Here is a 21,321-nt window from a genome sequence, read left to right as displayed (position 1 = left end):
GAGGCGTTAACCCGGCGCACCCAGCTCGACGACCACGCGCAGCCCACCCGCCGGGGAGCTCTCCAGCCGCAGCGCACCGCCCGCCTGCTCCGCGCCGCGGCGCACGATGTCCAGCCCCAGGCCCGTCGAGCCGGCCCCGCTCACCCCGCGTGCCGTCGCGGGCGCCCCCGCGGCGATGCCCGGGCCGGCGTCGGACACGACCAGCTCAGCACCGCCTCCGGGTCGGGGCGTCAGCCGGACCGCGAACGCGGTGCCGTCCGGGGTGTGGGCGAAGACGTTGCCCAGCAGGGCGTCGACGCAGGCCTCGAGGTCCCCGCGGCCCAGGGCGACGGGGACCGGCTCGTCGGGGACGTCCACCGTCACGGCCCGGTCCGTGTCCTCGGCCAGCACCGCCCAGAACGCGACCCGGTCCCGGACCGCGGCGGCCGCGTCGGTGACGCGGGCTTCCGTGCCGCGGCGGCGGGCCTGGTCGATGGCGCCGGTGACCGCCCGCTGCACGTCGTCGACGCCGGCGCCGATCCGCGCGGCGTCGTCCGGGTCCGGCAGCGACTCCGCCTCCAGCCGCAGCGCCGTGAGCGGGGTCCGGACGCGGTGTGCGAGGTCGGCGACGTTCTCCCGCTCCTCCCGCAGCAGCCCGTCGATCCGCGAGGCCAGCCCGTTGAGTGCGCCCGCGACGACGCCCAGCTCGCCCGGGGCGCCCGGGTCCGCGCGGGCGTCGAGCTCCCCGCGGGCCAGCCGGTCCGAGACGTGCGCCAGATCGGTCGTCGCCCGGACGAGGGTGCGGGCGAGCCGGTCGCCCAGCAGCAGCCCGACGAGGAGCAGGAGCAGCCCCAGCCCGGCCAGCAGCAACCAGGAACGGTCGACCCCGCGGGTGAGCTCGGCGTCCGGCACGAAGGCGCGGACGGCGCCGCCGGCCCCGGTCGCGTCCCGGACGGCGAACACGATCTCCCGGCCCCCGGGCACGACGGTCGACGCGCTCTGCCCGCGGGTGCCGAGCTCGACCAGCGGTGTCCGGGGCGGCGGCGTGACGCCCGCGCCGCCGATCGTCGTCCCGCCCGGCAGGTAGAGGGCGATGTCCGCCCGGGACGTCGCGTCGACCTGCTCGATGCTCAGCCGGAGCGAGGCCGCATCCGCCGTGGCGACCAGCGGGGTGAGCGACTGGGCCTCCGCGGTCGCTGCCGCGACGGCCCGGTCCGTGGCCACCGTCCGCACGAGCAGCGCCAGCGGCACGAGGAACGCGACGAGCACCAGGGTCGTGATGGCCCCGACGAGGACCAGGACGCGGCGCCTCACGGGGTCTCGGGTGCGCTGATCCGCACCCCGACCCCGCGGACGGAGTGCAGGTAGCGGGCGGTCGACGCGGTCTCGCCGAGCTTGCGGCGCAACCAGGACAGGTGCACGTCGACGGTCTTGTCCGCGCCGCCGTAGGGCTGTTGCCAGACCTGCGTGAGCAGCTCCCGCTTGCTGACGACCTCGCCCTCCCGGGCCGCGAGGTAGTGCAGCAGCTCGAACTCCCGCGGCGTCAGCTCCAGCTCGGCGCCGTCGAGGCTCGCCCGGCGGCCCCGCGGGTCCACCCGCAACCCGCCGACGACGACCGTCGGGTCCGGCGCCGCGTCCCCGGTGCGGCGCAGCACGGCCCGGATGCGGGCGTCGAGCTGGGCCGCGCTGAACGGTTTGACGAGGTAGTCGTCCGCGCCGGCGTCGAGGACCGAGACGATCTCCGCCTCGTCGTCCCGGGCCGTCGCGACGATCACCGGGACCCGGCTCGCGCCGCGCAGCATCCGCAGCATGGTGACGCCGTCGAGATCGGGCAGGCCCAGGTCCAGCACGACCAGGTCCGGCCGGCGGCCGACGGCGCTCTCCAAACCGGCCATGGCGGTGGGCGCGGAGTCGACGGCGTGCCCGCGCTCGGTCAGCCCGCGGATGAGCGCGCCGCGGATCGCGGGGTCGTCCTCGACGAGGAGCACCTGGGCCACGCGGAGAACCGTAGGACACGGCGAGGGCATCCCGGGTCCTCTGTGGGGTGACGCTAGCGCGGTCTTATCCCCGCCTTAACCCTGATCGACGGCATGCTGGGCGGGTGACCTCCCGAGGTGCCCGATCCGCGACCCTGCTCACCCTCTGGGTGGCGGCCGCGGTCGGCGCGCTGCTCGTCGGGCTGACGGCCGTCGGGTCGATCGGCAGCGGGCTCACCGGCGCCGGACAGGGCCGGCCGCTCAGCGCGGCGGAGGTCGACGCCCGGCTCTCCGCCACGGCCCCTTCCGTGGCCGCACCGGCACCCCCCACTCCCACGGCGAACCCGACTCCCGCCGCGCCGCCGGCCTCCGGGCAGGCCGTGGTCGTCTCGGCGCAGGAGGGCGGCACCCTGGTCGCGCGCTGCGAGGCGGGCGTACCGGTCGTCGTCTCGGTCAGCCCGGCGCAGGGCTTCGCGATGCGGAACGAGCAGCACGACGGCGGTCCGCGGGTGGAGTTCGAGTCGGCGGAGACCCGGGTGCGCGTGCAGCTGAGCTGCGTCGACGGCCGCCCGACCGGAGCCGTCGACCGGCACGGCTGAGCGGCGCGGGCAGGGGTGCCGGGCGCCGCTGGTGTTGGATGACCTTGTGCGCCCCGGACCCCGCAACGGCCTGACCGACGTGACCGGCCTGCGGGTGGGGCAGGCGTCGCTGACCGGGGACGGGGCGCTCAGCGGCGTCACCGTCGTCCTGGCGCCTCCCGGGGGCGCGGCCGCCGGGGCGGACGTCCGCGGCGCGGCCCCGGGCACCCGGGAAACGGACCTGCTGGTCCCCGGCACCACGGTGGACCGGGTGCACGCGATCGTCCTGAGCGGCGGCAGCGCCTACGGGCTCGACACCGCGGGCGGGGTGATGGCCCGGCTCGAGGCCGCGGGTGAGGGCTTCGCGGTGCCCGGCGCCGTCGTGCCGATCGTGCCGGCGGCCGTGCTGTTCGACCTCGGCCGCGGCGGGGACGTCCGCGCCCGTCCGGGGGCCGCGCTGGGGGCGCACGCCGTGGACGTCGCCTCCGGGGGCACGATCACCCAGGGCGTCGTCGGTGCGGGCACGGGCGCCGCCGCGGGCGGCCTCAAGGGCGGTACGGGGACCGCGAGCGCCGTGCTCGAGGACGGGACGACCGTCGCGGCGCTGGTCGCGGTGAACGCGGTCGGCTCCGCCGTGGACGTCGCCACCGGCGTGCTGCTGGGTGCCCGGCTCGGCCTGCCGGGCGAGTTCCCGGACCTGCCCACCGCCTCGGGCGCCGTCGACGCGCTCCGCGAGGCCGCCGAGCGACGCGCCGTGCCCCGGCCGGGCACGGCGACGTCGCTGATCGTCCTGGCGACGGACTTGACGCTGGACAAGGCGGGCTGCGGCCGGCTCGCGACGATGGGGCACGACGGACTCGCCCGCGCCCTCTCACCGGTCCACACGATCATGGACGGCGACGCCGCCTTCGCCCTGGCCACGGGCGTCCGGCCCGCGCCGGACGCCACGGCGCTGTTCGCGGTGCACGCAGCCGCGGCGGACGTCGTCGCGCGGGCGGTGGTGCACGCCATGCTCGCCGCCACGACGATCACGACCACCGCAGGTCACTGGCCGTCCTACCGCTCGCTCGCCGAGGCCTGATCACCCGTTCGTGGCGCCGACGAGCCGGTGCGTGGCCGGATCACCCGATACAGTTAGCAAAAGCAACTAATGGGTGATCGGGAGGAGCGGACGAGGTGACGGGGCGACGGACGGACTGGCGCGATCGACTGGCGGCCTCGGACCCGGGGCTCAACCGCCTCACCTCGGCCGGACGGGCGACGCTCGGGGTCGGCTCCACCCTGCTGGTCGAGTTCGTGGTCGCGCAGCTCGTCGGGCAGCCGGCGATGATCCCGATGATGCTCGGCGCGATCCTCGCGATGATGGTGTCGTTCGGAATCGCGGACACCACCCCTGGCGGCCGGGCCGTGACCCTCCTCCACCTCCCGGTCTTCATGGTCGCCGGCATGCTCGTCGCGCTGTCGGTCGACCGGTACCGGCTCGCGTCGCTGGTGGTGTTCGTCCTGGTCATGTTCGTGGCCGTGCTCCTGCGCCGTTTCGGGCCGCGCTACTTCGTCTCCGGCATGATCGCGTTCATCGGCTACTTCTTCGCGCTGTTCCTGCAGCTGAGGATCGCGCAGGTGCCGGTGGTGCTGATGGCGATCGGCGTCGCGGCGGCCTGGACGATGCTGCTGGACCTGGTCCTGCTGCCGGTGCGCAACGACCGTGTGCTGCGGCGCCTCGTGCACGGCTTCGAGGCCCGGGTGCAGGCGGTCGGCGCGGCGGCGTCGGACCTGCTGACCGCGGCCCGGCCCGGGCCGGGTGAGCGCGGCTCCGCAACCCGGACGGAGCGGCTGCTCGGCACGCTCAGCGGGCGGCTGATCCGGGTCAACGAGGCCGCCCTGATCATCGACGGGCAGCTCGGCACCCCGGGGGCCATCGTCGACGACGCCGCGGCCGAGGCGGTCCGCCGCGCCCTCTTCGACGGTGAGCTCGCCGCCGCCGGCCTCGCGGAGGGCGCCCGGCTCCTCGCCGCCTGCGGCCCCCGGCTGCCCGAGCCCGTCGGGGGCCCCGCGAACGCGCTGCTGGCCGCGGTCCGCACCGGGCGCTGGGACGTCGTCGCGGCGCAGGCCGACCTGCTCGACGACCTGTCCGGCCGGCTCGGCGGCCCGCTCCCGGTCCCCGGCGTCGAGACCGCGCACGTCGTGCGGCGGATGGCGGCGTCCGCGCAGGTCCTGGTCCAGGCCCGGCGGGAGTGGACGGCCGCGCCGGCCGCCGCGTCCGCACCGGCGACCGGAGCCGCCGTCGCCGACGACGCCGGGTTCGTCCCCGCCGTTCAGCTGTTCGGCGGCAACATGCCCGGCTCCGTCAAGACCATCCAGGCCATGCTCGACGGCCGCGAGGGCGGCTGGTGGACCCGGATCTCGCTGACCACCCGGCAGGCCGTGCAGGTCGCGGTCGCGACCGGGCTGGCCATCGCGGTCGGGGACGCGGTCTCCGGGCAGCGCTACTACTGGGCCGTGCTGGCCGCGTTCCTGGCCTTCACCGGCACCGCGACGTCCGCGGAGACCGTCGCGAAGGCCGTCAACCGCGTGCTCGGCACCGTGGTCGGGATCGGCCTCGCGATCCCGCTCGTCGCGCTGACCGGGCATTCGATCGCGGTCGCGCTCCCGCTGGCGCTGCTGAGCATCTTCGGGGCGTTCTACCTGTTCCGGGTGTCCTATGCGCTGATGACCTTCTTCTTCACGCTGCTGGTCGGCGAGCTCTACGCGCTGCTCGGGACCTTCACCCCGGCGCTGATGGTGCTGCGGCTGGAGGAGACCGCGGTCGGCGGCGCGATCGGCTGCGCGGTCGCCCTGGTCGTGCTGCCGACGCGCGCCCGGGCGGCCGTCACCGTCGCCCGCCGGCTCGTGCTCGACCAGCTCCACACCCTGCTCGACGGACTCGCCGCCCAGCTGAAGGACCCGGCGGTGGCCGTCGATCTGCCCGCGGACGCCCGTACCCTCGACGCCCACCTGCACCAGCTCCTGCTGCTGTGCACCCCGTTGGTCCGGCCCGCGCTCATGGCCGCGGACAGCGACCGGCAGCGGAGGCTGCGGATCTACACCGCGCTCGCCCACCACGCCCGCAGGCTGGCCGGGCTCGCCGAGCAGAACCGGAACCTGGACCCGGGGCGACGCGCGGCGCTGGGCTCGGCGGTCGACGGCATCGCCGTGCTCGTGGACGCGCTGCGGGCCGAGGACCCGAGGCCGGACGCCGTGTCGTCCACCGCGACCGCGGACCTGCTGTCGGGGATCGACGTCGCGGACCAGCAGGTCCGGTCGCTGGTGCACGAGCTGGGGTACCTGCTCGACGCGTTGCTCTCGCTGGCCGGTTGCCCCGGGATCGCCCCGGCAGTGGGATCGGTGCCCCGGACGAGCCCCGTGCCGGCCGAGCCGGTCCACGTCCTGGCCGGACGCGTGCTGTCCGGCGGCGTGCCGGTGCCGGCCACCGTCACGCTCGTCGACGTGCACGGGCGCCAGCGGGACCGGGCCACCACGTCCGGCGACGGCGGTTACCGGCTGACCCCGCCCGAGCCCGGCATCCATCTGCTGATCTGCACGCCGGCCGGGGACGCGGCGGGGGAGCCGTTCGCGGACTGGGTCCTGGTGCCGGACCGGCCGGTCACGCACGACATCGCGCTGCCGGGCCCTCCCGCCCGGGCGGTGCGGACGGTCGCTCAGCCGCCAGCGAAGGGTGGCAGGACGTCCACGGTGGCGCCGTGCGTCAGCTCGAGTGCCCGGTCCCGCACGGCGACCTCGTCGACCAGGTAGGAGCAGCGCGGCAGGACCTTCGCCAGCTCGGCGCCGTGCCGGGCCGCGAGGATCTCCGCCAGCTCCTCGACGCTCGTGCCCGCGGGTATCTCGACGGTCTCGCTCGTGGTGCCCGCGGCGGCCCGAGCCGCCGCGAAGTAGCGGACCGTCAACGTCGCCACCGCGGTCGCCGCGGCCGCGGCCGTCGTCGTGTCGGAGTTCACGGGAGCCATCGTCCTCAGCCGCCGATCGCGCTCATCGGGCGGTCCGGCTGCAGGAAGCCGGGGTCGTCGATCCCGTGGCCGGCGAGCTTGCCCCACATGGCGTGCCGCCAGGTCTCGGCGATCTCGCGGTCGTCCGCGCCGCCGCGGAGCAGGGCCCGCAGGTCCGTCTCGGTGCGGGCGAACAGGCAGGAGCGGACCTGGCCGTCCGCGGTGAGCCGGGTGCGGTCGCAGGCGCCGCAGAACGGCCGGGTCACCGACGCGATGACGCCGACCCGGGCCGGGCCGCCGTCGACGAGGTAGCGCTCGGCCGGGGCGCCGCCGCGCTCCTCGCCGTCCGGGGTGAGGGTGAAGCGCTCGGACAGCCGCTCCATGATCTCGCCGGCGGTGATCATCTCGGTGCGTTCCCAGCCGTGCTGGGCGTCGAGCGGCATCTGCTCGATGAAGCGCAGCTCGTAGCCGTGCTCGACGGCGAAGCCGAGCAGGTCGCAGGCCTCGTCGTCGTTCATCCCGCGCAGCAGCACGGTGTTGATCTTCACCGGGGCGAGGCCGGCGGCGCGGGCCGCGGCGAGCCCGTCCAGCACGTCGGACAGGCGGTCCCGGCGGGTGATCGTGGCGAACCGGTCCTGGCGCAGCGTGTCCATGGACACGTTGAGCCGGTTCACGCCCGCGGCGGCGAGTGCCTCCGCGCGACGGGCCAGGCCGATGCCGTTGGTGGTCAGCGAGATGTCCGGCCGCGGTTCGAGCGCGGCCGACGCGGCGATGACGTCCTCGAGGCCCTTGCGCAGCAGCGGCTCACCGCCGGTGAAGCGCAGCTCGTGCACGCCCAGGTCCCGCACCGCGATCGTGACGAGCCGCATGAGCTCCGCGTCGCTGAGCTGCTCGTCCTTGGGCATCCAGTCCAGGCCCTCGGCGGGCATGCAGTAGGTGCAGCGCAGGTTGCAGCGGTCCGTCAACGAGATGCGGAGGTCGGTCGCGACCCGACCGAACGTGTCGATCAGCCGCTTGTCGTCCGGGCGGCCCGGGTCCCGGACAGTGGTTCCCTTGATCGCGGGGAGGCCGAGTTCGGTTGCCGTCACCCCACGAGCGTAACCGTCAGCGGTGATCTTCGACCACGGCGGAAAACGCCAGGTCAGACTGCTCCGCGGATGCGGTGGGACGGCGCAGGCGGCGCCGCAGACGCGGCCTGGGACCGCGCCGTCGTCCTGACCGACCGGACAGGACGCGGCGTCGGACCTGGTCGTGGGCGACATACGGGCCCGGTCTGGCCATCGATCCCGGGGCCGGGATCGCCGGCGCCGCACCCGTGCGTGCTCACCCGGCCGTGAAGCGGGGCAGCGTCCGCCATGTCATCGCCCGCCAGACCCACTCGAGCGGGCCGTAGCGGAAGTGGTGCAGCCAGATCCGGCTCACCACGCTCTGCACGGCGATCACGCAGGCGCCGAGGACGAGTGCGGGGACGAGGTCCGTGGAGCCGGCGAAGCCCAGCAGGAGGCCCGTGGGGACCACGACGAGGGACGCGGTCACGTAGTTCGTCAGGGCCATCCGGCCGATCGGCTCGAAGACGGCCGCGATCGCGGTCCGGGCTCGGGTCGTCCAGAGCAGGGAGAGCCCGGTGACGTACGCGACCGCCATGACGAGACCCGCCCGGCCACCGGCGGCGACGAACCGGGGATCGCCCGGGGCCGAGGTCTGCAGCCACACCGCGGCGACCGAGAGGGCCGCGGCGGCGAGGAAGACGAACCCGACGGCCCGGGCACCGCGGTCGAGCAGGGCGGGCACGCCGTAGGCGGCCGCGGCCGCGCCGAGCAGCATGATGCCGGGGACCTCCGCCGCCGAGCTCCCGGCCAGGAGGAACACCGTCACCGCGGCCACGGACCCCAGGCCGAGCTGTAGCCATCGCGGCGCCAGCACGACGATCGGCAGCACCAGCAGCCCGGCCGTGGCGTAGAGGGTGAGCACCTCCCCCGGGTACACCTTCGAGTGCAGGAAACCGATGCCGAACAGGGCGGTCAGGCGCAGCACCATCGGGACCCAGGGGGTCACCCCGCGCTCCCGGGCGCCGGACACGATGAACCACATCCCGACGCCGAACAGGAACTCGAAGATCGGCACGAACCGGGTCTGCACCGTGAGGTCCAGGACGGTCCGGGCCACACCGAGGTCCGCGCCCGGCAGGTCCGAGCCCAGCCCGGTCATGTCCGGGATGTTGACGAAGACGATGCCGGTGATCGCGACGCCACGCAGGGCGTCGAGGAAGCGCAGCCGGGTCGCGGTCGGCGGGGGTCGGTAGGTCGTGCTCATCGGTGCGGTCCTTCGTCGCCGGGCAGGATGATCATTCGACGATCACCCTGCCCCGCGGGCCGGGACGGCGTATCGGGCAGTCGGACGAGTCCCCTCGGCCGAACGATGGAGTACCGCCGGTCGCCCCGGCGGCTCCCGTCAGTGCCGGCCGAGCTCCTGGCGGGCGACGCTGCGGATGTGCACCTCGTCCGGGCCGTCGGCGAAGCGCAGCGCCCGGGCCCACGTGTAGAAGTAGGCGAGCGGGGTGTCGTCGCTCATCGCGGCGCCGCCGTGGATCTGCATCGCCCGGTCGATCACCGTGCACGCCATCCGCGGCACCACGACCTTGATCGAGGCGATCTCGGACGCCGCGCCCTTCGCGCCGAACTTGTCGATCAACCACGCGGTCTTGAGCACCAGCAGGCGGGCCTGCTCGATCTCCATCCGGGACAGCGCGATCTGCTCCCGCACCACGCCCTGCTCGGCCAGCGGCTTGCCGAACGCGACGCGTTCCTTGGCGCGCTTCACCATCAGCTCGACGGCGCGCTCGGCCATGCCGATCAGTCGCATGCAGTGGTGGATGCGGCCGGGGCCGAGGCGGGCCTGCGCGATGGCGAACCCGCCGCCCTCCTCGCCGAGCAGGTTGGTCGCCGGCACCCGGACGTCGGTCAGCTGCAGCTCGGAGTGCCCGTGCTGGTCCTGGTAGCCGAAGGTCGGCAGGTGGCGCAGGATCTCCAGGCCCGGGGTGTCCCGCGGGACCAGGATCATCGACTGCTGGCGGTGCCGCGGCGCGTCGACGTCGGTCTTGCCCATGACGATGAAGATCTTGCAGCGCTGGTCCGCCGCACCGGAGATCCACCACTTGCGGCCGTTGATGACGTAGTCGTCCCCGTCGCGGGTGATGAGCGTCTCGATGTTGGTGGCGTCGGAGGACGCCACGCCGGGCTCCGTCATCGCGAAGGCCGAGCGGATCTCGCCCTCGAGCAGCGGGTTGAGCCACTGCTCCTGCTGCTCGGGGGTGCCGAAGAGGTGCAGCGTCTCCATGTTCCCGGTGTCCGGGGCCTGGCAGTTGATCGCCTCGGGCGCGATCACCGGCGACCAGCCGGACACCTCGGCGACGGCGGCGTACTCGAGGTTCGACAGCCCGGAGATCGCCGGCAGGAACAGGTTCCACAGCCCGAGGCCGCGGGCCTTGGTCTTCAGTTCCTCGACGACCGGGGGCAGGTCCCACTCCTGCGGCGTCCCCCGGCGCTCGGCCCGCCAAGCGTCGTACGTGGCCTCGGCGGGCAGCACCTCCTCGTCGAGGAACGCGCGCATGCGCTTGGTGTAGTCGGCAGAGACGGCGCTGGATTCGAAGTCCACGGGGACCATTCGACCACAAGGCAGCTGCATTAGAGGAGGTGATGCGCGTCGGTCGTCGTCCCACGGCTGGTTGTCACGCATTAGCGGACATAGGATCCGCGTCGTGCCGCAGTTCAGGATCGCAGAAGCAGCCCGGCTGCTCGGGGTCAGCGACGACACCGTTCGCCGCTGGGTCGAGGCCGGGACGCTTCCCGTCCAGCCCGACGCGTCGAACCGTAAGGTCATCGACGGTGCCGCGCTCGCGGCGTTCGCCCGGCACAACGCCCACGCGGCGCCGGACCCCTCCGGAGTGCAGCGCTCGGCTCGCAACCGGCTGGTCGGCCTCGTGACGTCGGTGATCACCGACAAGGTCATGGCGCAGGTCGAGATGCAGTGCGGGCCGCACCGCGTGGTTTCCCTGATGAGCAGCGAGGCGGTGCGGGACCTGGGGCTCGAACCGGGCTCGCTCGCCGTCGCCGTCATCAAGTCGACGAACGTCGTCGTCGAGGTCCCCGGCGGAAGTTCGTGACCGGCGTCCGCTCGTCATGACCCTGCAGGCCTCCCGCGCCCGCCGGGGAGTCGACCGCAGGGAGGTCGACAGGCGCCACGACGCCGCCGTCGGGTTCCCGCGGTGGCTCTGGGTGCCGGCCACGTTCGCGTTCGCGCTGATCGCCCTGCCCGTCCTCGGCCTGCTGCTGAAGGCGGACTGGCCCCGGATGCCGGAGCTGCTGCTCGGCGACGCCGCCCTGGACGCGCTACGGCTCTCCCTGACCACGGCCGCGATCTCCACGCTGCTGTGCATCCTGCTCGGCGGGCCGCTCGCGGTGATCCTGGCGCGCGGCCGGATGCGCGGGCTGCGGACGCTGCGCTCGGTGGTGCTGCTGCCCTTGGTGCTGCCGCCGGTCGTCGGGGGTCTCGCGCTGCTGTTCCTGGTCGGGCGCACCGGGCTGGTCGGGCGCGGGCTCGAGCTCGCCTTCGGGATCACGGTGCCGTTCACGACGGCCGCCGTCGTGCTGGCCCAGACGTTCGTGGCGCTGCCGTTCCTCGTGGTCTCGCTCGAGGGGGCGCTGCGCACCGCCGGGGGCCGCTACGAGGCCGTCGCCGCGACCCTCGGCGCCTCGCCGGGCCTGGCCTTCCGCCGGGTCACCGTCCCGCTCGTGTTGCCCGGGCTCGCATCCGGCTCGGTCCTCGCGTTCGCGCGGTGCATGGGGGAGTTCGGCGCGACGATCGCGTTCGCGGGCAGCCTGCAGGGCACCACACGGACCCTGCCGCTGCTCGTCTACCTGGAGCGGGAGACGGACGTGGCGGGCGCGGTCGCGCTGTCGCTGCTGCTGGTCGTGGTCGCGATGATCGTGATCGTGGTCGGGCGGCCGCGGGGTTCGGAGGGCCTGCTGTGAGCGGGGGAGGGCGATGAGCCTCGACGCCCGCTTCCGGCTGGAGCGGCCCTCCTTCTCCCTGGACGTCGACGTGTCCGCGGCGCCCGGTGAGGTGCTCGCCGTGCTGGGCCCGAACGGCGCCGGGAAGTCGACGCTGCTCGGCGTGCTGTCCGGGCTGCTGCGCCCGGACTCCGGGACGGTGCGGGTCGGGGACCGGGTGGTCACGGACGTCGAGCACGGGGTGTTCGTACCCGCACACCGGCGCGGGGTCGGCCTGCTCGCGCAACAGGCCATGCTGTTCCCGCACCTCACGGCCGTCGGGAACGTGGCGTTCGGGCCCCGCGCCCAGGGCGTGCCGCGGCGGGCCGCCGAGGCGCGGGCGCGGGAGCTGCTCGCGGACGTCCTGCCCGGGGCGGCCGATTCCCTCGCCGAGCGCAAGCCCTCGCAGATGTCCGGCGGCCAGCAGCAGCGCGTCGCCCTGGCCCGGGCGATCGCCCCCGGCCCCGGCCTCCTGCTGCTCGACGAGCCGCTGGCCGCCCTGGACGTCGACGCGGCGCCGGCCATGCGCTCGCTGCTGCGCCGGATGATCCGGGACGGCAAGCAGACCGCCGTGCTCGTCACCCACTCCGCCCTCGACGCGCTCGTGCTCGCGGACCGGGTGGTCGTGCTGGCCGCCGGCCGCGTCGTCGAGCACGGCCCGACCCGGGCCGTCCTGGCCCGCCCGCGCAGCGCGTTCACCGCCCGGATCGCGGGGCTGGACCTGGTGCCGGGCGTGCGGGAGGGGGACGGCCTGCGGACCGTGGACGGCACCCTCGTCTCCGGGCTGGCGGGGGGTGAGAGCGCGGCCGGGGACAACGTCGTCGCGGTGTTCCCGCCGTCCGCCGTTTCGGTCTTCACCGACGAGCCCCACGGCAGCCCGCGCAACGTCGTGCCGGTCCGGCTGGCGGCGATCGAGCCGCACGGGGACGTCGTCCGGCTGCGCGCCGTCCCTCGGTCGGGTGGTCCCGACTGGGTGGACGGGATCGCCGCGGACGTCACGCCCGCCGCGGTGGCGGACCTCGCCGTCGAACCGGGTGCCGACCTGTGGTTCTCCGTGAAGGCGACAGAGGTCGAGATTCACCTGGCGACGACCTGAGGGTCGCGCTGCGTGTCGACGGCCGGGCTGTTAGTGGACGGAACGTGACCACTTGCGCCACACGAGTCACGTGCGCCCCGATCGTGTTCTTTCTTCTCGCGAGTGCGTCCCCGTAACGTCGCGGACCGTGACAAGGCTGCTGAAGCGGAGCGCCCTCGGGGTGATCGCGACCCAGGTGATCGCGGCCCTCGTGCTGTCCGGGACCGCGAGCGCGTCGGACTCCGCGTCCGTCGCACCCGTGTCCAGGCCGTCGCAGGCGACGCCCGCGGACGCGCTGGGGCCGCAGCTGGCCGGGACCGCGTCGGACTACGTGGTGCTCGCCCAGGACGTGCAGGAGGCGGCCGCCGCCGCCCGGGCCGTCGGCGCGCAGGTCACGCAGAACTATCTGCGGGCCTTCGCCGGGTTCGCCGCCCCGCTGACCCCGCTGCAGCTCGCGCAGCTCCGCACCCGGCCCGGCATCCTCGGCCTCGAGCAGGACCGGCGGATCGACCCGCTCGAGCCCCGCGCGGTCACCACGGAGGGGACTCAGGACAAGCCGGTCAACTGGGGCCTGGACCGCATCGACCAGCAGAACCTTCCGCTGGACGGGCACTACACGACCAAGGCGACCGGCGCGGGCGTCACCGTCTACGTGCTGGACACCGGGGTCGACGTGACGCATCCCGAGTTCGGCGGCCGCGCGCGCATCGGCACCAACACGATCGACGACAACCCCGAGGACTGCGACGGGCACGGCACGGTCGTCGCGGGGATCGCCGCGTCGACGGACTACGGGGTCGCGAAGGACGCGCAGGTCCGCTCGGTGAAGGTGCTCGACTGCAACGGCTCCGGGACGCTGTCCTCGCTGCTCGCGGGGATCGACTGGGTGCTGCAGAACCACTCGGGCGGCCCCGCCGTCGCCGTCATGTCCTGGAGCTACGGGCCGTCGGAGACGCTGCTCTCCGCCGTCACCGAGCTCGTCGACTCGGGGGTGTTCGTCGCCTCGTCCGCGGGCAACTCCGGCGCCGACGACTGCACGGTCGCCCCGCGCGCCGCGCCGGGGGTCCTGGTGGTCGCGAACTCGACCATCGACGACACGCGCAACACCACCTCGAGCACCGGCCGCTGCGTCGGCCTCTACGCCCCGGGCACCCGGATCATCTCGACCACGCCGAACGGCCGGACGGCGTCATACACGGGCACGTCGATGGCGGCGCCGTTCGCGGCCGGGGTCGGGGCGCTCTACAAGCAGGCCCACGGGGACGCCCCGAGCGCGACCGTCAAACAGTGGATCCTGGCCCACGCCACCCAGGGCGTGATCCAGGGCGGCGAGACGGGAGGTACGCCCAACCTTCTCCTGAACACGGGCGGCCTGTAGCGGGGCCTCCGGCGGAATGCACGAACGACACTCTCGCTCATACCTAGTGAGCGAAAGTGCCGTTCGTGAAGATCGACGCGGGCCGCCGCTACGCGTACTTGCTCATCACGTGCTTGACCCGGATGTAGTCCTCGTCGCGGGAGAACTGCACGCCCGCGGCCTGGTCGGAGCACCTCCGCGAACAGCTCCCCGAGCCGGACCGTGCCCGCCGGCGTGGTGTCCGACGGCTTGAGGACCATGGTGTTCCCGGCGGCCAGCGCGGGCCCCGTCTCCCAGGTCGCCATCATCATCGGGTAGTTCCAGTGCGTGATCGACCCGACGACGCCGAGCGGCTCCCGGCGGACGTACGAGGTGGGGAGCCGGACCGCGCGCACGGGGCGCGTCAGCGCAGTTCGCTGAAGCCCGTGTAGGGGACCAGGGCCTCGGGGATCTTCACCGAGCCGTCCGGCTGCTGGCCCTGCTCCAAGATCGCGACCAGGGTGCGGCCGATCGGCAGGCCCGAGCCGTTGAGCGTGGCCGCGAACCCGCGGGTGCCGTCCTTGCTCTTCGTGCGGATCCCCGCGCGCCGGGCCTGGAAGGTGCCGAAGTCCGAGATCGAGGAGATCTCCCGGTACCGGTTCTGGCTGGGCAGCCACACCTCGATGTCGTAGGTGGCCTCCGCGGAGAAACCGATGTCCCCGGCCGCGAGCCGCACCACGCGGTACGCCAGCCCGAGCTCCTGCATGACGGCCTCGGCGTGCCCGACCAGCACCTCGAGCTCCGCCCGCGACCGCTCCGGCTCCACGAACCGGACGAGCTCGACCTTCGAGAACTCGTGCACCCGGATCAGCCCGCGGGTGTCCCGGCCGTACGAGCCCGCTTCCGAGCGGAAGCACGGCGTGTGCGCGGTGTAGGCCAGCGGGAGGTCCTCGGTCGCGAGGGTCTCCTTGGCGTGCAGGTTCGTGAGCGGGACCTCGGCGGTGGGGATGAGGAACAGCTCGCGGTCCGCGACCTCGGTGCGGAACAGGTCCTGCTCGAACTTCGGCAGCTGCCCGGTCCCGGTCATCGTGGCCCGGGTGACCAGCGCGGGGACGGACCACTCTGTGTACCCGTGACGATCGGTGTGCACGTCGAGCAGGAACCGCGCGATGGCCCGCTCGAGCGCCGCGCCCTTGCCCTTGAGCACCGCGAACCGCGGGCCCGAGAGCTTGGTGGCGCGCTGCAGGTCCAGGATCCCGAGCTTCTCGCCCAGGTCCACGTGGTCCAGCGCGGTGAAGTCGAAGTGCTGCGGCTCGCCCCAGGTGCGGACCTGCTCCGCGTCCTCGTCGCTCGCGCCGTCGGGCAGCTCGTCCGCCGGCAGGTTCGGGATGCCGAGCAGCAGCTCCTGCAGCTCGGCGTCGAGGACCTTCTGCTCCTCGTCCGCGAGCGTGATCGTCGCCTTCATCTCCCGGGCCCGTTCGACGAGCGCGGGGCGTTCCTCGGGCGACGCGCCCTTCACCGCCGACGCCAGCCGCTTGGACTCCGCCCGGGACTCGTCGCCGCGCTGGATGGCGGCGTTGCGCCCGCTCAGCAGCTTCTCGAGCGCGGTGGTGTCGAGGTGGAAGCCGCGGCGCGCAAGCTTGCGCACCGCGTCGGTCGCGGGGTCCAGCAGGACGCGGGGGTCGTGCATCCGTCGAGGGTATCGCCCGGGCGCAGCTCCATTTCGCGGAGTACTCCCCGTGGGGAGGTGGCGCACCGCCGTCCGGGACAGCAGGATATGGCGACGATCACGCCCCCGACGACCGAGGAGACCAACGTCGTGACCTCGCCCGCGGTGCCTTCCTACGCCTCCGGAACCTCCGACGTGCCCCTGCTGGGCGACACCATCGGCGACAACTTCGACCGGACCGTCGCCGGTGACCCGGACCGCGAGGCCGTGGTCGAGGTCGCCACCGGGCGTCGCTGGACCTACGCGGAGCTGAAGCGGGACGTGGACGCGCTTGCGCTCGGACTGCTCGACGCCGGGGTGGAGAAGGGCGACCGGGTCGGCATCTGGGCGCCGAACATGGCGGAGTGGACGCTGACCCAGTACGCGACCGCGAAGATCGGCGCCGTCCTGGTCAACATCAATCCCGCCTACCGCACCCACGAGCTGGAGTACGTGCTCAAGCAGGCCGGGATCTCGCTGCTGGTCTCGGCGCGCGAGTTCAAGACCTCGGACTACGCGGGGATGATCTCCGAGGTCCGCGGGAACTGCCCCGACCTGCGCAGCGTCGTCCTGATCGGCTCACCCGAGTGGGACGCGCTGCTGGAGACCGGCCGGGGAGGCTCGGCCGAGCTGCTGGCGCAGATGCAGGGCGAGTTGAGCCCGGACGAGCCGATCAACATCCAGTACACGTCCGGCACCACGGGCTTCCCCAAGGGCGCGACGCTCTCGCACCACAACATCCTCAACAACGGCTACTTCGTCGGCCGGATCTCCGGCTACACGCCCGAGGACCGGGTCTGCATCCCGGTGCCCTTCTACCACTGCTTCGGCATGGTGATGGGCAACCTCGCGTGCACGTCGAACGGTGCGACGATGGTCATCCCGGCGCAGGGCTTCGACCCGAAGGCGACCCTCGACGCCGTCGCGACGGAGCGGTGCACCTCGCTCTACGGGGTGCCCACGATGTTCATCGCCGAGCTCAACCACCCGGACTTCGAGTCCTACGACCTCGCCAGCCTGCGGACCGGGATCATGGCCGGCTCGCCGTGCCCGGTCGAGGTGATGAAGCAGGTCGTCTCCCGGATGGGCATGGAGGAGGTCACCATCTGCTACGGCATGACGGAGACCTCGCCGGTGTCCATGCAGACCCGCGCGGACGACTCGCTCGAGCTGCGTGTCTCCACGGTCGGTCGGGTGCACCCGCACCTCGAGATCAAGATCGTCGACCCGGACACCGGCCTGACGGTGCCCCGGGGCGAACCGGGTGAGCTGTGCACCCGCGGCTACTCGGTGATGCTCGGCTATTGGGACGAGCCGGAGAAGACGGCCGAGGCCATCGACGCGGCGCGCTGGATGCACACCGGTGACCTGGGCGTCATGGACGCCGAGGGGTACGTCAACATCACCGGCCGGATCAAGGACATGGTCATCCGCGGCGGCGAGAACGTGTACCCGCGCGAGATCGAGGAGTTCCTCTACACGCACCCGGACATCGTCGACGCGCAGGTCATCGGGGTCCCGGACGCCAAGTACGGCGAGGAGCTCTGCGCCTGGGTGCAGCTGCGCGAGGGCGTCGCCGACCTGTCGGCGGAGGCCGTGCGGGAGTTCGCCACCGGCAGGCTCGCCCACTACAAGATCCCGCGCTACGTGCTCGTCGTCGACGACTTCCCGATGACGGTCACCGGCAAGGTCCGCAAGGTCGAGATGCGGGAGAAGTCCGTCGGGCTGCTGGACCTCGGCGAGGCGGCCGCGATCAAGAACGTCTGAATCCGCGCCCAATCCGGCGTCCGAACGCCGGTGCACGCGGGCCTGTCCGCGACTAGTCTTGGAGGACAGCGCGTCCCGGTGTCGCTCGGCGAGCCCACCAGTTGTGTGCCGCCGGCGGGAGTCTCGGGGCGCGTTTGTCGTGCCGTGCGCGTCGAGCGCCGCACGACTGCGAGGTGTCGATCGAGGACGGGTGAGAAGCAGGTGCCGACCGGCAGGGTCAAGTGGTACGACGCCGAGAAGGGCTTCGGGTTCCTCGCTCAGGACGGTGGCGAGGACGTCTACGTCCGCAAGGCCTCGCTCCCGGCGGGGATCGAGGCGCTCAAGGCGGGCCAGCGTGTGGAGTTCGGGATGGCCGAGGGCCGGCGCGGCCCGCAGGCGCTGTCCGTGCGCCTGGTCGAGGCGCCGCCGTCCGTCGTCGAGGCCAGGCGCCGGCCGGCGGAGGAGCTGCACGGGCTGATCGAGGACATGATCAAGCTCCTCGACGCCCGGGTGCAGCCCGACCTGCGCCGGGGCCGCTACCCGGACCGCAAGACGGCGAAGCTGGCCGCGGAGGTCGTCCGCGCGGTCGCGCGCGACCTCGACGGCTGAGCCCCGCTCACGCTCAGGTGTCCGGGAAGACCATCTCCGCCCGCGATCCGGTAGGTCGCGGGCTCGCCGCCCTCCAGGCCGTCCGCGGTCAGGGGGCGGCGACCAGGACCCAGGTTCCGCGGGTGGGGAAGTTGACCTCGCCGGTTGCCGGGTCGATGCCCGGGGCGGCCCCCAGGAGCTGGACCTGTGCGGTGACCAGGGTGTCCGCCGGGTCCGGCAGGGCCAGCGTGTAGTCCTGCTGCGCGTTCGGCGTGAAGATCGGGCTCCGGCCGTCCGTGCGGGTGCCGTCCGGGGCGGTGTAGGAGAACACGACGCTCCACGGCGCCGCGGAGACCTCCTCCGGCACTGCCACCTTCACCTCGGTGCCCGCCGGGACCGGCAGCGCGACCTGCGCGGCCTGGTCGTCCGAGCAGTTCTCCATCCTCATGTCGCAGAACTGGGTGGGGCCGACGGTGCGGTCCGTGCCGCCGACCGTCCACGTCACCTCGGGGCTGTCCGACGCGCCGCAACCGGCGAGCAGGAGGGCGGTTCCGGCGGTGAGGAGCGCGGCGACGACACGACGGGGCACACGCCCAGCGTACGGATCAGCCCGGGACCCGGGACGGCTCGGGCGCCGGCGCGGCCCGGACCCCCAGCCCGGGGACGAGCGTGCGGTTCTTCAGCAGCATGAACGTCTGGATCCCGATGACGCCGACCACGCACGCCACCACGCAGAACCCGATCCAGAACGTGCTGTGCGGGAGCAGGACCCCGAGCGCGCCGCCGAACACCCAGGCGATCTGCAGGACGGTCTCGGAGCGGCCGAACGCCGACGCGCGGGACGCCTCGGGCAGGTCCCGCTGGATCACGGCGTCGAGGCAGACCTTGGCGAGCGCGCTGGACGTCGCGCCGACGAGGCCGACGATCGCGGCCGTGAAGATGCCCGGGAACACCGCCGCCACCACCGCCGACGCGCACGCCGCGGCGATGCAGCACAGCACCACGGCCTCGGCGTGGCCGAACGACGCCCGCGAGCCCACGCCGTTGCCGAGGAACGAGCCGACGCCCGCGGCCGCGCCGATGATGCCGATCAGGAACAGCTGCTGCTTCGGGTCCGACGCCGTCTGCTCCTTGACGACGAACGCGACGAACAGGGTCAGGAAGCCGGTGAGCACCCGGACGGCGCTGTTGCCCCACAGCGCGATCAGCACGGACCGGCCGATCGGCTGCCGCTTGGCGCGCCGGGTGCTCCGCAGCTGGGCCGGGATCTCCCCGGACGTCGTCTCCACCCAGCGCGGGATCCGCAGGCAGAGCCACGTGCCGACGACGCACAGCGCGGCCGTGTAGTAGAGCGCGGCGGGCGACCCGAACATGCCCGCGACCCCGGCCGCGATACCGCCGAACACCCCGCCCGCGGCCAGCCCGAACGTCGTCAACCGGGAGTTCGTGGTGGCCAGCGTGATCCGTTCCGGCAGCACGCGCGGGGTGACCGCGGCCTTGAGCACCACGAACGACTTGCTCAGCACCATGGTGCCGAGCGCGGCCGGGTAGAGGATCCAGTTGTCGTAGTTCAGCGCCATGACGACGGCGAGCACGGCGCGCCCGGCGAACGACACGGCCAGCGCGGCGCGGCGCCCGCGCTGCAGCTTGTCCAGCAGCGGGCCGATCACCGGCGCCACGACGGCGAACGGCGCGGCCGTGATCGCGAGGTAGAGCGCGACGTTGGTCTTGCTCTCGGCGCTCGCGGCCGCGAAGAACAGGGTGTTCGCGAGCGCGACGGCCACCGCGGCGTCGACGGCGTAGCTCATCATCGTCGCGTAGGTGAGCGCGGTGAGCCCGGAACGGTCCGCACCGTCCGCCGTCGCGGCGCGGTGGAACGTGTCCACGACCCGCCCGGTGAGCTGGCGGCTGCGCATGGCGGCGACGCGGGTGACGGTCAGCTTCCTCGGGACCCGCGCCTCGCCCCGGGTGCGCGGCGCCTCCGCGGGTGCCTCAGGAGCCTCCTCCGGCGTCTCCTCGACGGGCGGCGGCCCGGCCGCGGACCAGCCGGCGTCCGCCCGGGGGTCGTCCGGGCCCAGGTTCGTCCGCCAGGTCTCGACGCGGTCGGTGGGCCGGTCCTCCGAGGTCGGGGGCGCGGGGGTCGCGGGCTGGACGCGGCGGTACTCGGCCGGGTCGTAGTCCGGGTCGTCGTGCCAGGGGTAGCGGCGGCGGATCGTCGGTTCCCGGTTCAGCGGCGGCGTGCGGGGCGGCTCCGGCTGCCGAGGAACCGGACCGGGCTCCTGCCCGGCCGGGCCGGACTCCTGCGCCGACGGGGCCGGCCCGGGATCCGGGGAGACCGGGCCACCCGTCGCGGTCGCGCCGTCGACCGTCACCCAGCGCCTGCGGCCACGGCCGGGCCACCTGCCGGAGGAGGAGGACCGCGCCATGGGCCCATTCTGCCCCGGCGAACGCGATCACGAGGCGTGTCCCGCCGCCATGTCCCGATCACATCGCCGACCGGTCCGCGGGCACGGATCAGGACGGCAGGCGCACCCGGAACAAGCTCGGCCAGTACTTCCCGGTGATCAGGTACTCGTCCCCGGAGAGGTGCGCGATGCCGTTGAGCACGTCGGTGCCCGCGCGCTCGTCCGCGGTGAGCAGCCCGGACGCGTCGACGACCCGGTCCACCGCCCCCGTCGCCGGGTCGATCCGGACGATCCGCTCGGTGCGCCAGACGTTGGCCCAGACCCGGCCGTCGACGCACTCGAGCTCGTTGATCTCGGGGAGCGGCCGCCCGTCGAGGGTGACGTCCACGGTGCCCGTCTCGGCGAACGTCGCCGGGTCGTGGAAGTGCAGGGTCGGGGTGCCGTCGGAGCGGACCAGCCGTGTGCCGTCCCCGCACAGGCCCCAGCCCTCGGTGCTGATCGGGGCCTCCCGCAGCACCGTCAGCGACGCCCGGTCCCACTGCAACGCGACGCCGTCCTTGTAGGTGAGCTGCCAGATCCGGTCCCCGACGACCGTCACGCCCTCGCCGAAGTACCCGCCCGGCAGGGGCGCCGCGCGCCGGACGGCCCCGGTGGCCGGGTCGAGTTCCCGCAGCTCGGAGAGGTTCGACAGCCCCGTCCCCTCGTACAGCGTGCCGCCGGAGAGCTCGAGTCCCTCGGTGAAGGCGGTGCGGTCGTGCGGGACGGTGCCGAGGACCGCGGGTCGCTGCGCGGGGACGGCGTCCGCCGGCGCGGCGGCCGCCCCGCAGCCCGCCACGGCCGCGACGACCAGCACGAGCACGGCGGAGAGGGGCCGGAGGGGACGCACCCGGGAGATGGTG

19 protein-coding genes and 1 pseudogene are annotated in these 21,321 nt (G+C 73.9%); 9 read left to right on the top strand and 11 right to left on the bottom strand.

The window, feature by feature from the left end; translation table 11 throughout:
- Positions 1–6: 6 nt before the first annotated feature.
- Together JWP64_RS02975 and JWP64_RS02970 are read right to left on the bottom strand one after the other, a co-directional pair.
- Complete coding sequence (locus JWP64_RS02975; RefSeq protein ID WP_297491952.1) at positions 7–1,293, bottom strand: HAMP domain-containing sensor histidine kinase; 1,287 nt, start codon at positions 1,291–1,293, stop codon at positions 7–9.
- On the bottom strand, positions 1,290–1,976 hold the full coding sequence (locus JWP64_RS02970; protein ID WP_297491950.1) for a response regulator transcription factor: 687 nt from the start codon (positions 1,974–1,976) through the stop codon (positions 1,290–1,292). The genes JWP64_RS02975 and JWP64_RS02970 overlap by 4 nt, the downstream gene beginning before the upstream one ends.
- Positions 1,977–2,080: 104 nt before the next feature.
- Between JWP64_RS02970 and JWP64_RS02965 the strand changes: the two genes are divergently transcribed.
- From JWP64_RS02965 to JWP64_RS02955, 3 genes are all read left to right on the top strand, one after another.
- Positions 2,081–2,554 (top strand): hypothetical protein, encoded by a 474-nt coding sequence (locus JWP64_RS02965; RefSeq protein WP_297491948.1) that lies wholly within the window; start codon positions 2,081–2,083, stop codon positions 2,552–2,554.
- Between the two features lie 46 nt (positions 2,555–2,600).
- A complete protein-coding gene (locus JWP64_RS02960; RefSeq protein WP_297491946.1) occupies positions 2,601–3,614 on the top strand; it encodes a P1 family peptidase in 1,014 nt (337 codons plus the stop codon).
- A gap of 95 nt (positions 3,615–3,709) precedes the next feature.
- A complete protein-coding gene (locus JWP64_RS02955; protein ID WP_297491944.1) occupies positions 3,710–6,325 on the top strand; it encodes an FUSC family protein in 2,616 nt (871 codons plus the stop codon).
- Here the strand turns inward: JWP64_RS02955 and JWP64_RS02950 are convergent.
- The 4 genes from JWP64_RS02950 to JWP64_RS02935 all read right to left on the bottom strand — a co-directional run bounded on the left by JWP64_RS02950 (position 6,232) and on the right by JWP64_RS02935 (position 10,170).
- Positions 6,232–6,528 carry a MoaD/ThiS family protein gene (locus JWP64_RS02950; RefSeq protein WP_297491942.1) on the bottom strand — a complete coding sequence of 99 codons (297 nt, stop codon included), beginning with the start codon at positions 6,526–6,528 and terminating at the stop codon, positions 6,232–6,234. The two genes, JWP64_RS02955 and JWP64_RS02950, sit on opposite strands and share 94 nt — an antisense overlap.
- A 14-nt stretch (positions 6,529–6,542) precedes the next feature.
- The gene (gene moaA / locus JWP64_RS02945) at positions 6,543–7,604 is read right to left on the bottom strand and encodes a GTP 3',8-cyclase MoaA (protein ID WP_297491939.1); all 1,062 of its coding nucleotides are present in this window, start codon (positions 7,602–7,604) and stop codon (positions 6,543–6,545) included.
- 235 nt (positions 7,605–7,839) lie between these two features.
- Positions 7,840–8,829 carry a DUF418 domain-containing protein gene (locus tag JWP64_RS02940; RefSeq protein WP_297491937.1) on the bottom strand — a complete coding sequence of 330 codons (990 nt, stop codon included), beginning with the start codon at positions 8,827–8,829 and terminating at the stop codon, positions 7,840–7,842.
- Between the two features lie 138 nt (positions 8,830–8,967).
- Complete coding sequence (locus JWP64_RS02935) at positions 8,968–10,170, bottom strand: acyl-CoA dehydrogenase family protein (RefSeq protein WP_297491935.1); 1,203 nt, start codon at positions 10,168–10,170, stop codon at positions 8,968–8,970.
- A gap of 103 nt (positions 10,171–10,273) precedes the next feature.
- Between JWP64_RS02935 and JWP64_RS02930 the strand changes: the two genes are divergently transcribed.
- The 4 genes from JWP64_RS02930 (at position 10,274) to JWP64_RS02915 (ending at position 14,017) form a co-directional block, all read left to right on the top strand.
- Positions 10,274–10,678, top strand: coding sequence for a molybdopterin-binding protein (locus JWP64_RS02930; RefSeq protein ID WP_297491933.1), 405 nt, complete (start codon positions 10,274–10,276; stop codon positions 10,676–10,678).
- 16 nt (positions 10,679–10,694) lie between these two features.
- The gene (locus JWP64_RS02925) at positions 10,695–11,546 is read left to right on the top strand and encodes an ABC transporter permease (protein WP_297491931.1); all 852 of its coding nucleotides are present in this window, start codon (positions 10,695–10,697) and stop codon (positions 11,544–11,546) included.
- Between the two features lie 13 nt (positions 11,547–11,559).
- Positions 11,560–12,660, top strand: a complete 1,101-nt coding sequence (locus JWP64_RS02920; RefSeq protein WP_297491929.1) for an ABC transporter ATP-binding protein — start codon at positions 11,560–11,562, stop codon at positions 12,658–12,660.
- Positions 12,661–12,787: 127 nt separating this feature from the next.
- Positions 12,788–14,017, top strand: a complete 1,230-nt coding sequence (locus JWP64_RS02915) for a S8 family peptidase (protein WP_297491927.1) — start codon at positions 12,788–12,790, stop codon at positions 14,015–14,017.
- A 158-nt stretch (positions 14,018–14,175) separates the two neighbouring features.
- On the opposite strand, the pseudogene JWP64_RS02910 reads toward JWP64_RS02915, so the two are convergent.
- A pseudogene (locus tag JWP64_RS02910) lies at positions 14,176–14,370 on the bottom strand (aldehyde dehydrogenase family protein); the annotation flags it as partial.
- A gap of 29 nt (positions 14,371–14,399) precedes the next feature.
- A complete protein-coding gene (gene serS, locus JWP64_RS02905) occupies positions 14,400–15,665 on the bottom strand; it encodes a serine--tRNA ligase (protein WP_297491925.1) in 1,266 nt (421 codons plus the stop codon).
- Positions 15,666–15,752: 87 nt separating this feature from the next.
- On the opposite strand from serS, the gene JWP64_RS02900 reads away from it, so the two are divergent.
- Positions 15,753–17,450: an AMP-binding protein gene (locus tag JWP64_RS02900; RefSeq protein WP_297491922.1), complete on the top strand. Its 1,698-nt coding sequence runs from the start codon at positions 15,753–15,755 to the stop codon at positions 17,448–17,450.
- Positions 17,451–17,651: 201 nt separating this feature from the next.
- Positions 17,652–18,038 carry a cold-shock protein gene (locus tag JWP64_RS02895; RefSeq protein ID WP_297491920.1) on the top strand — a complete coding sequence of 129 codons (387 nt, stop codon included), beginning with the start codon at positions 17,652–17,654 and terminating at the stop codon, positions 18,036–18,038.
- 88 nt (positions 18,039–18,126) lie between these two features.
- Here JWP64_RS02895 and JWP64_RS02890 read toward each other — a convergent pair whose 3' ends face one another.
- The 3 genes from JWP64_RS02890 to JWP64_RS02880 all read right to left on the bottom strand — a co-directional run bounded on the left by JWP64_RS02890 (position 18,127) and on the right by JWP64_RS02880 (position 21,308).
- A complete protein-coding gene (locus JWP64_RS02890) occupies positions 18,127–18,606 on the bottom strand; it encodes a DUF2771 family protein (RefSeq protein WP_297491918.1) in 480 nt (159 codons plus the stop codon).
- A 16-nt stretch (positions 18,607–18,622) separates the two neighbouring features.
- A complete protein-coding gene (locus JWP64_RS02885) occupies positions 18,623–20,443 on the bottom strand; it encodes an MFS transporter (protein WP_297491916.1) in 1,821 nt (606 codons plus the stop codon).
- Positions 20,444–20,531: 88 nt separating this feature from the next.
- Complete coding sequence (locus tag JWP64_RS02880) at positions 20,532–21,308, bottom strand: glutaminyl-peptide cyclotransferase (RefSeq protein WP_297491914.1); 777 nt, start codon at positions 21,306–21,308, stop codon at positions 20,532–20,534.
- Between the last annotated feature and the right edge of the window lie 13 nt (positions 21,309–21,321).

It is taken from the genome of Pseudonocardia sp. (genome assembly GCF_025465255.1).
Taxonomy (GTDB): domain Bacteria; phylum Actinomycetota; class Actinomycetes; order Mycobacteriales; family Pseudonocardiaceae; genus Pseudonocardia.
Note: the sequence above shows the minus strand (reverse complement) of the source record. Positions and strands in the feature narration are given on the sequence as shown.

Coding starts and splice junctions, on each gene's coding strand:
- JWP64_RS02900 (WP_297491922.1), top strand. CDS start 15,753: ATGGCGACGATCACGCCCCCGACGACCGAGGAGACCAACGTCGTGACC.
- JWP64_RS02925 (WP_297491931.1), top strand. CDS start 10,695: ATGACCCTGCAGGCCTCCCGCGCCCGCCGGGGAGTCGACCGCAGGGAG.
- JWP64_RS02920 (WP_297491929.1), top strand. CDS start 11,560: ATGAGCCTCGACGCCCGCTTCCGGCTGGAGCGGCCCTCCTTCTCCCTG.
- JWP64_RS02885 (WP_297491916.1), bottom strand. CDS start 20,443: ATGGCGCGGTCCTCCTCCTCCGGCAGGTGGCCCGGCCGTGGCCGCAGG.
- serS (WP_297491925.1), bottom strand. CDS start 15,665: ATGCACGACCCCCGCGTCCTGCTGGACCCCGCGACCGACGCGGTGCGC.
- JWP64_RS02940 (WP_297491937.1), bottom strand. CDS start 8,829: ATGAGCACGACCTACCGACCCCCGCCGACCGCGACCCGGCTGCGCTTC.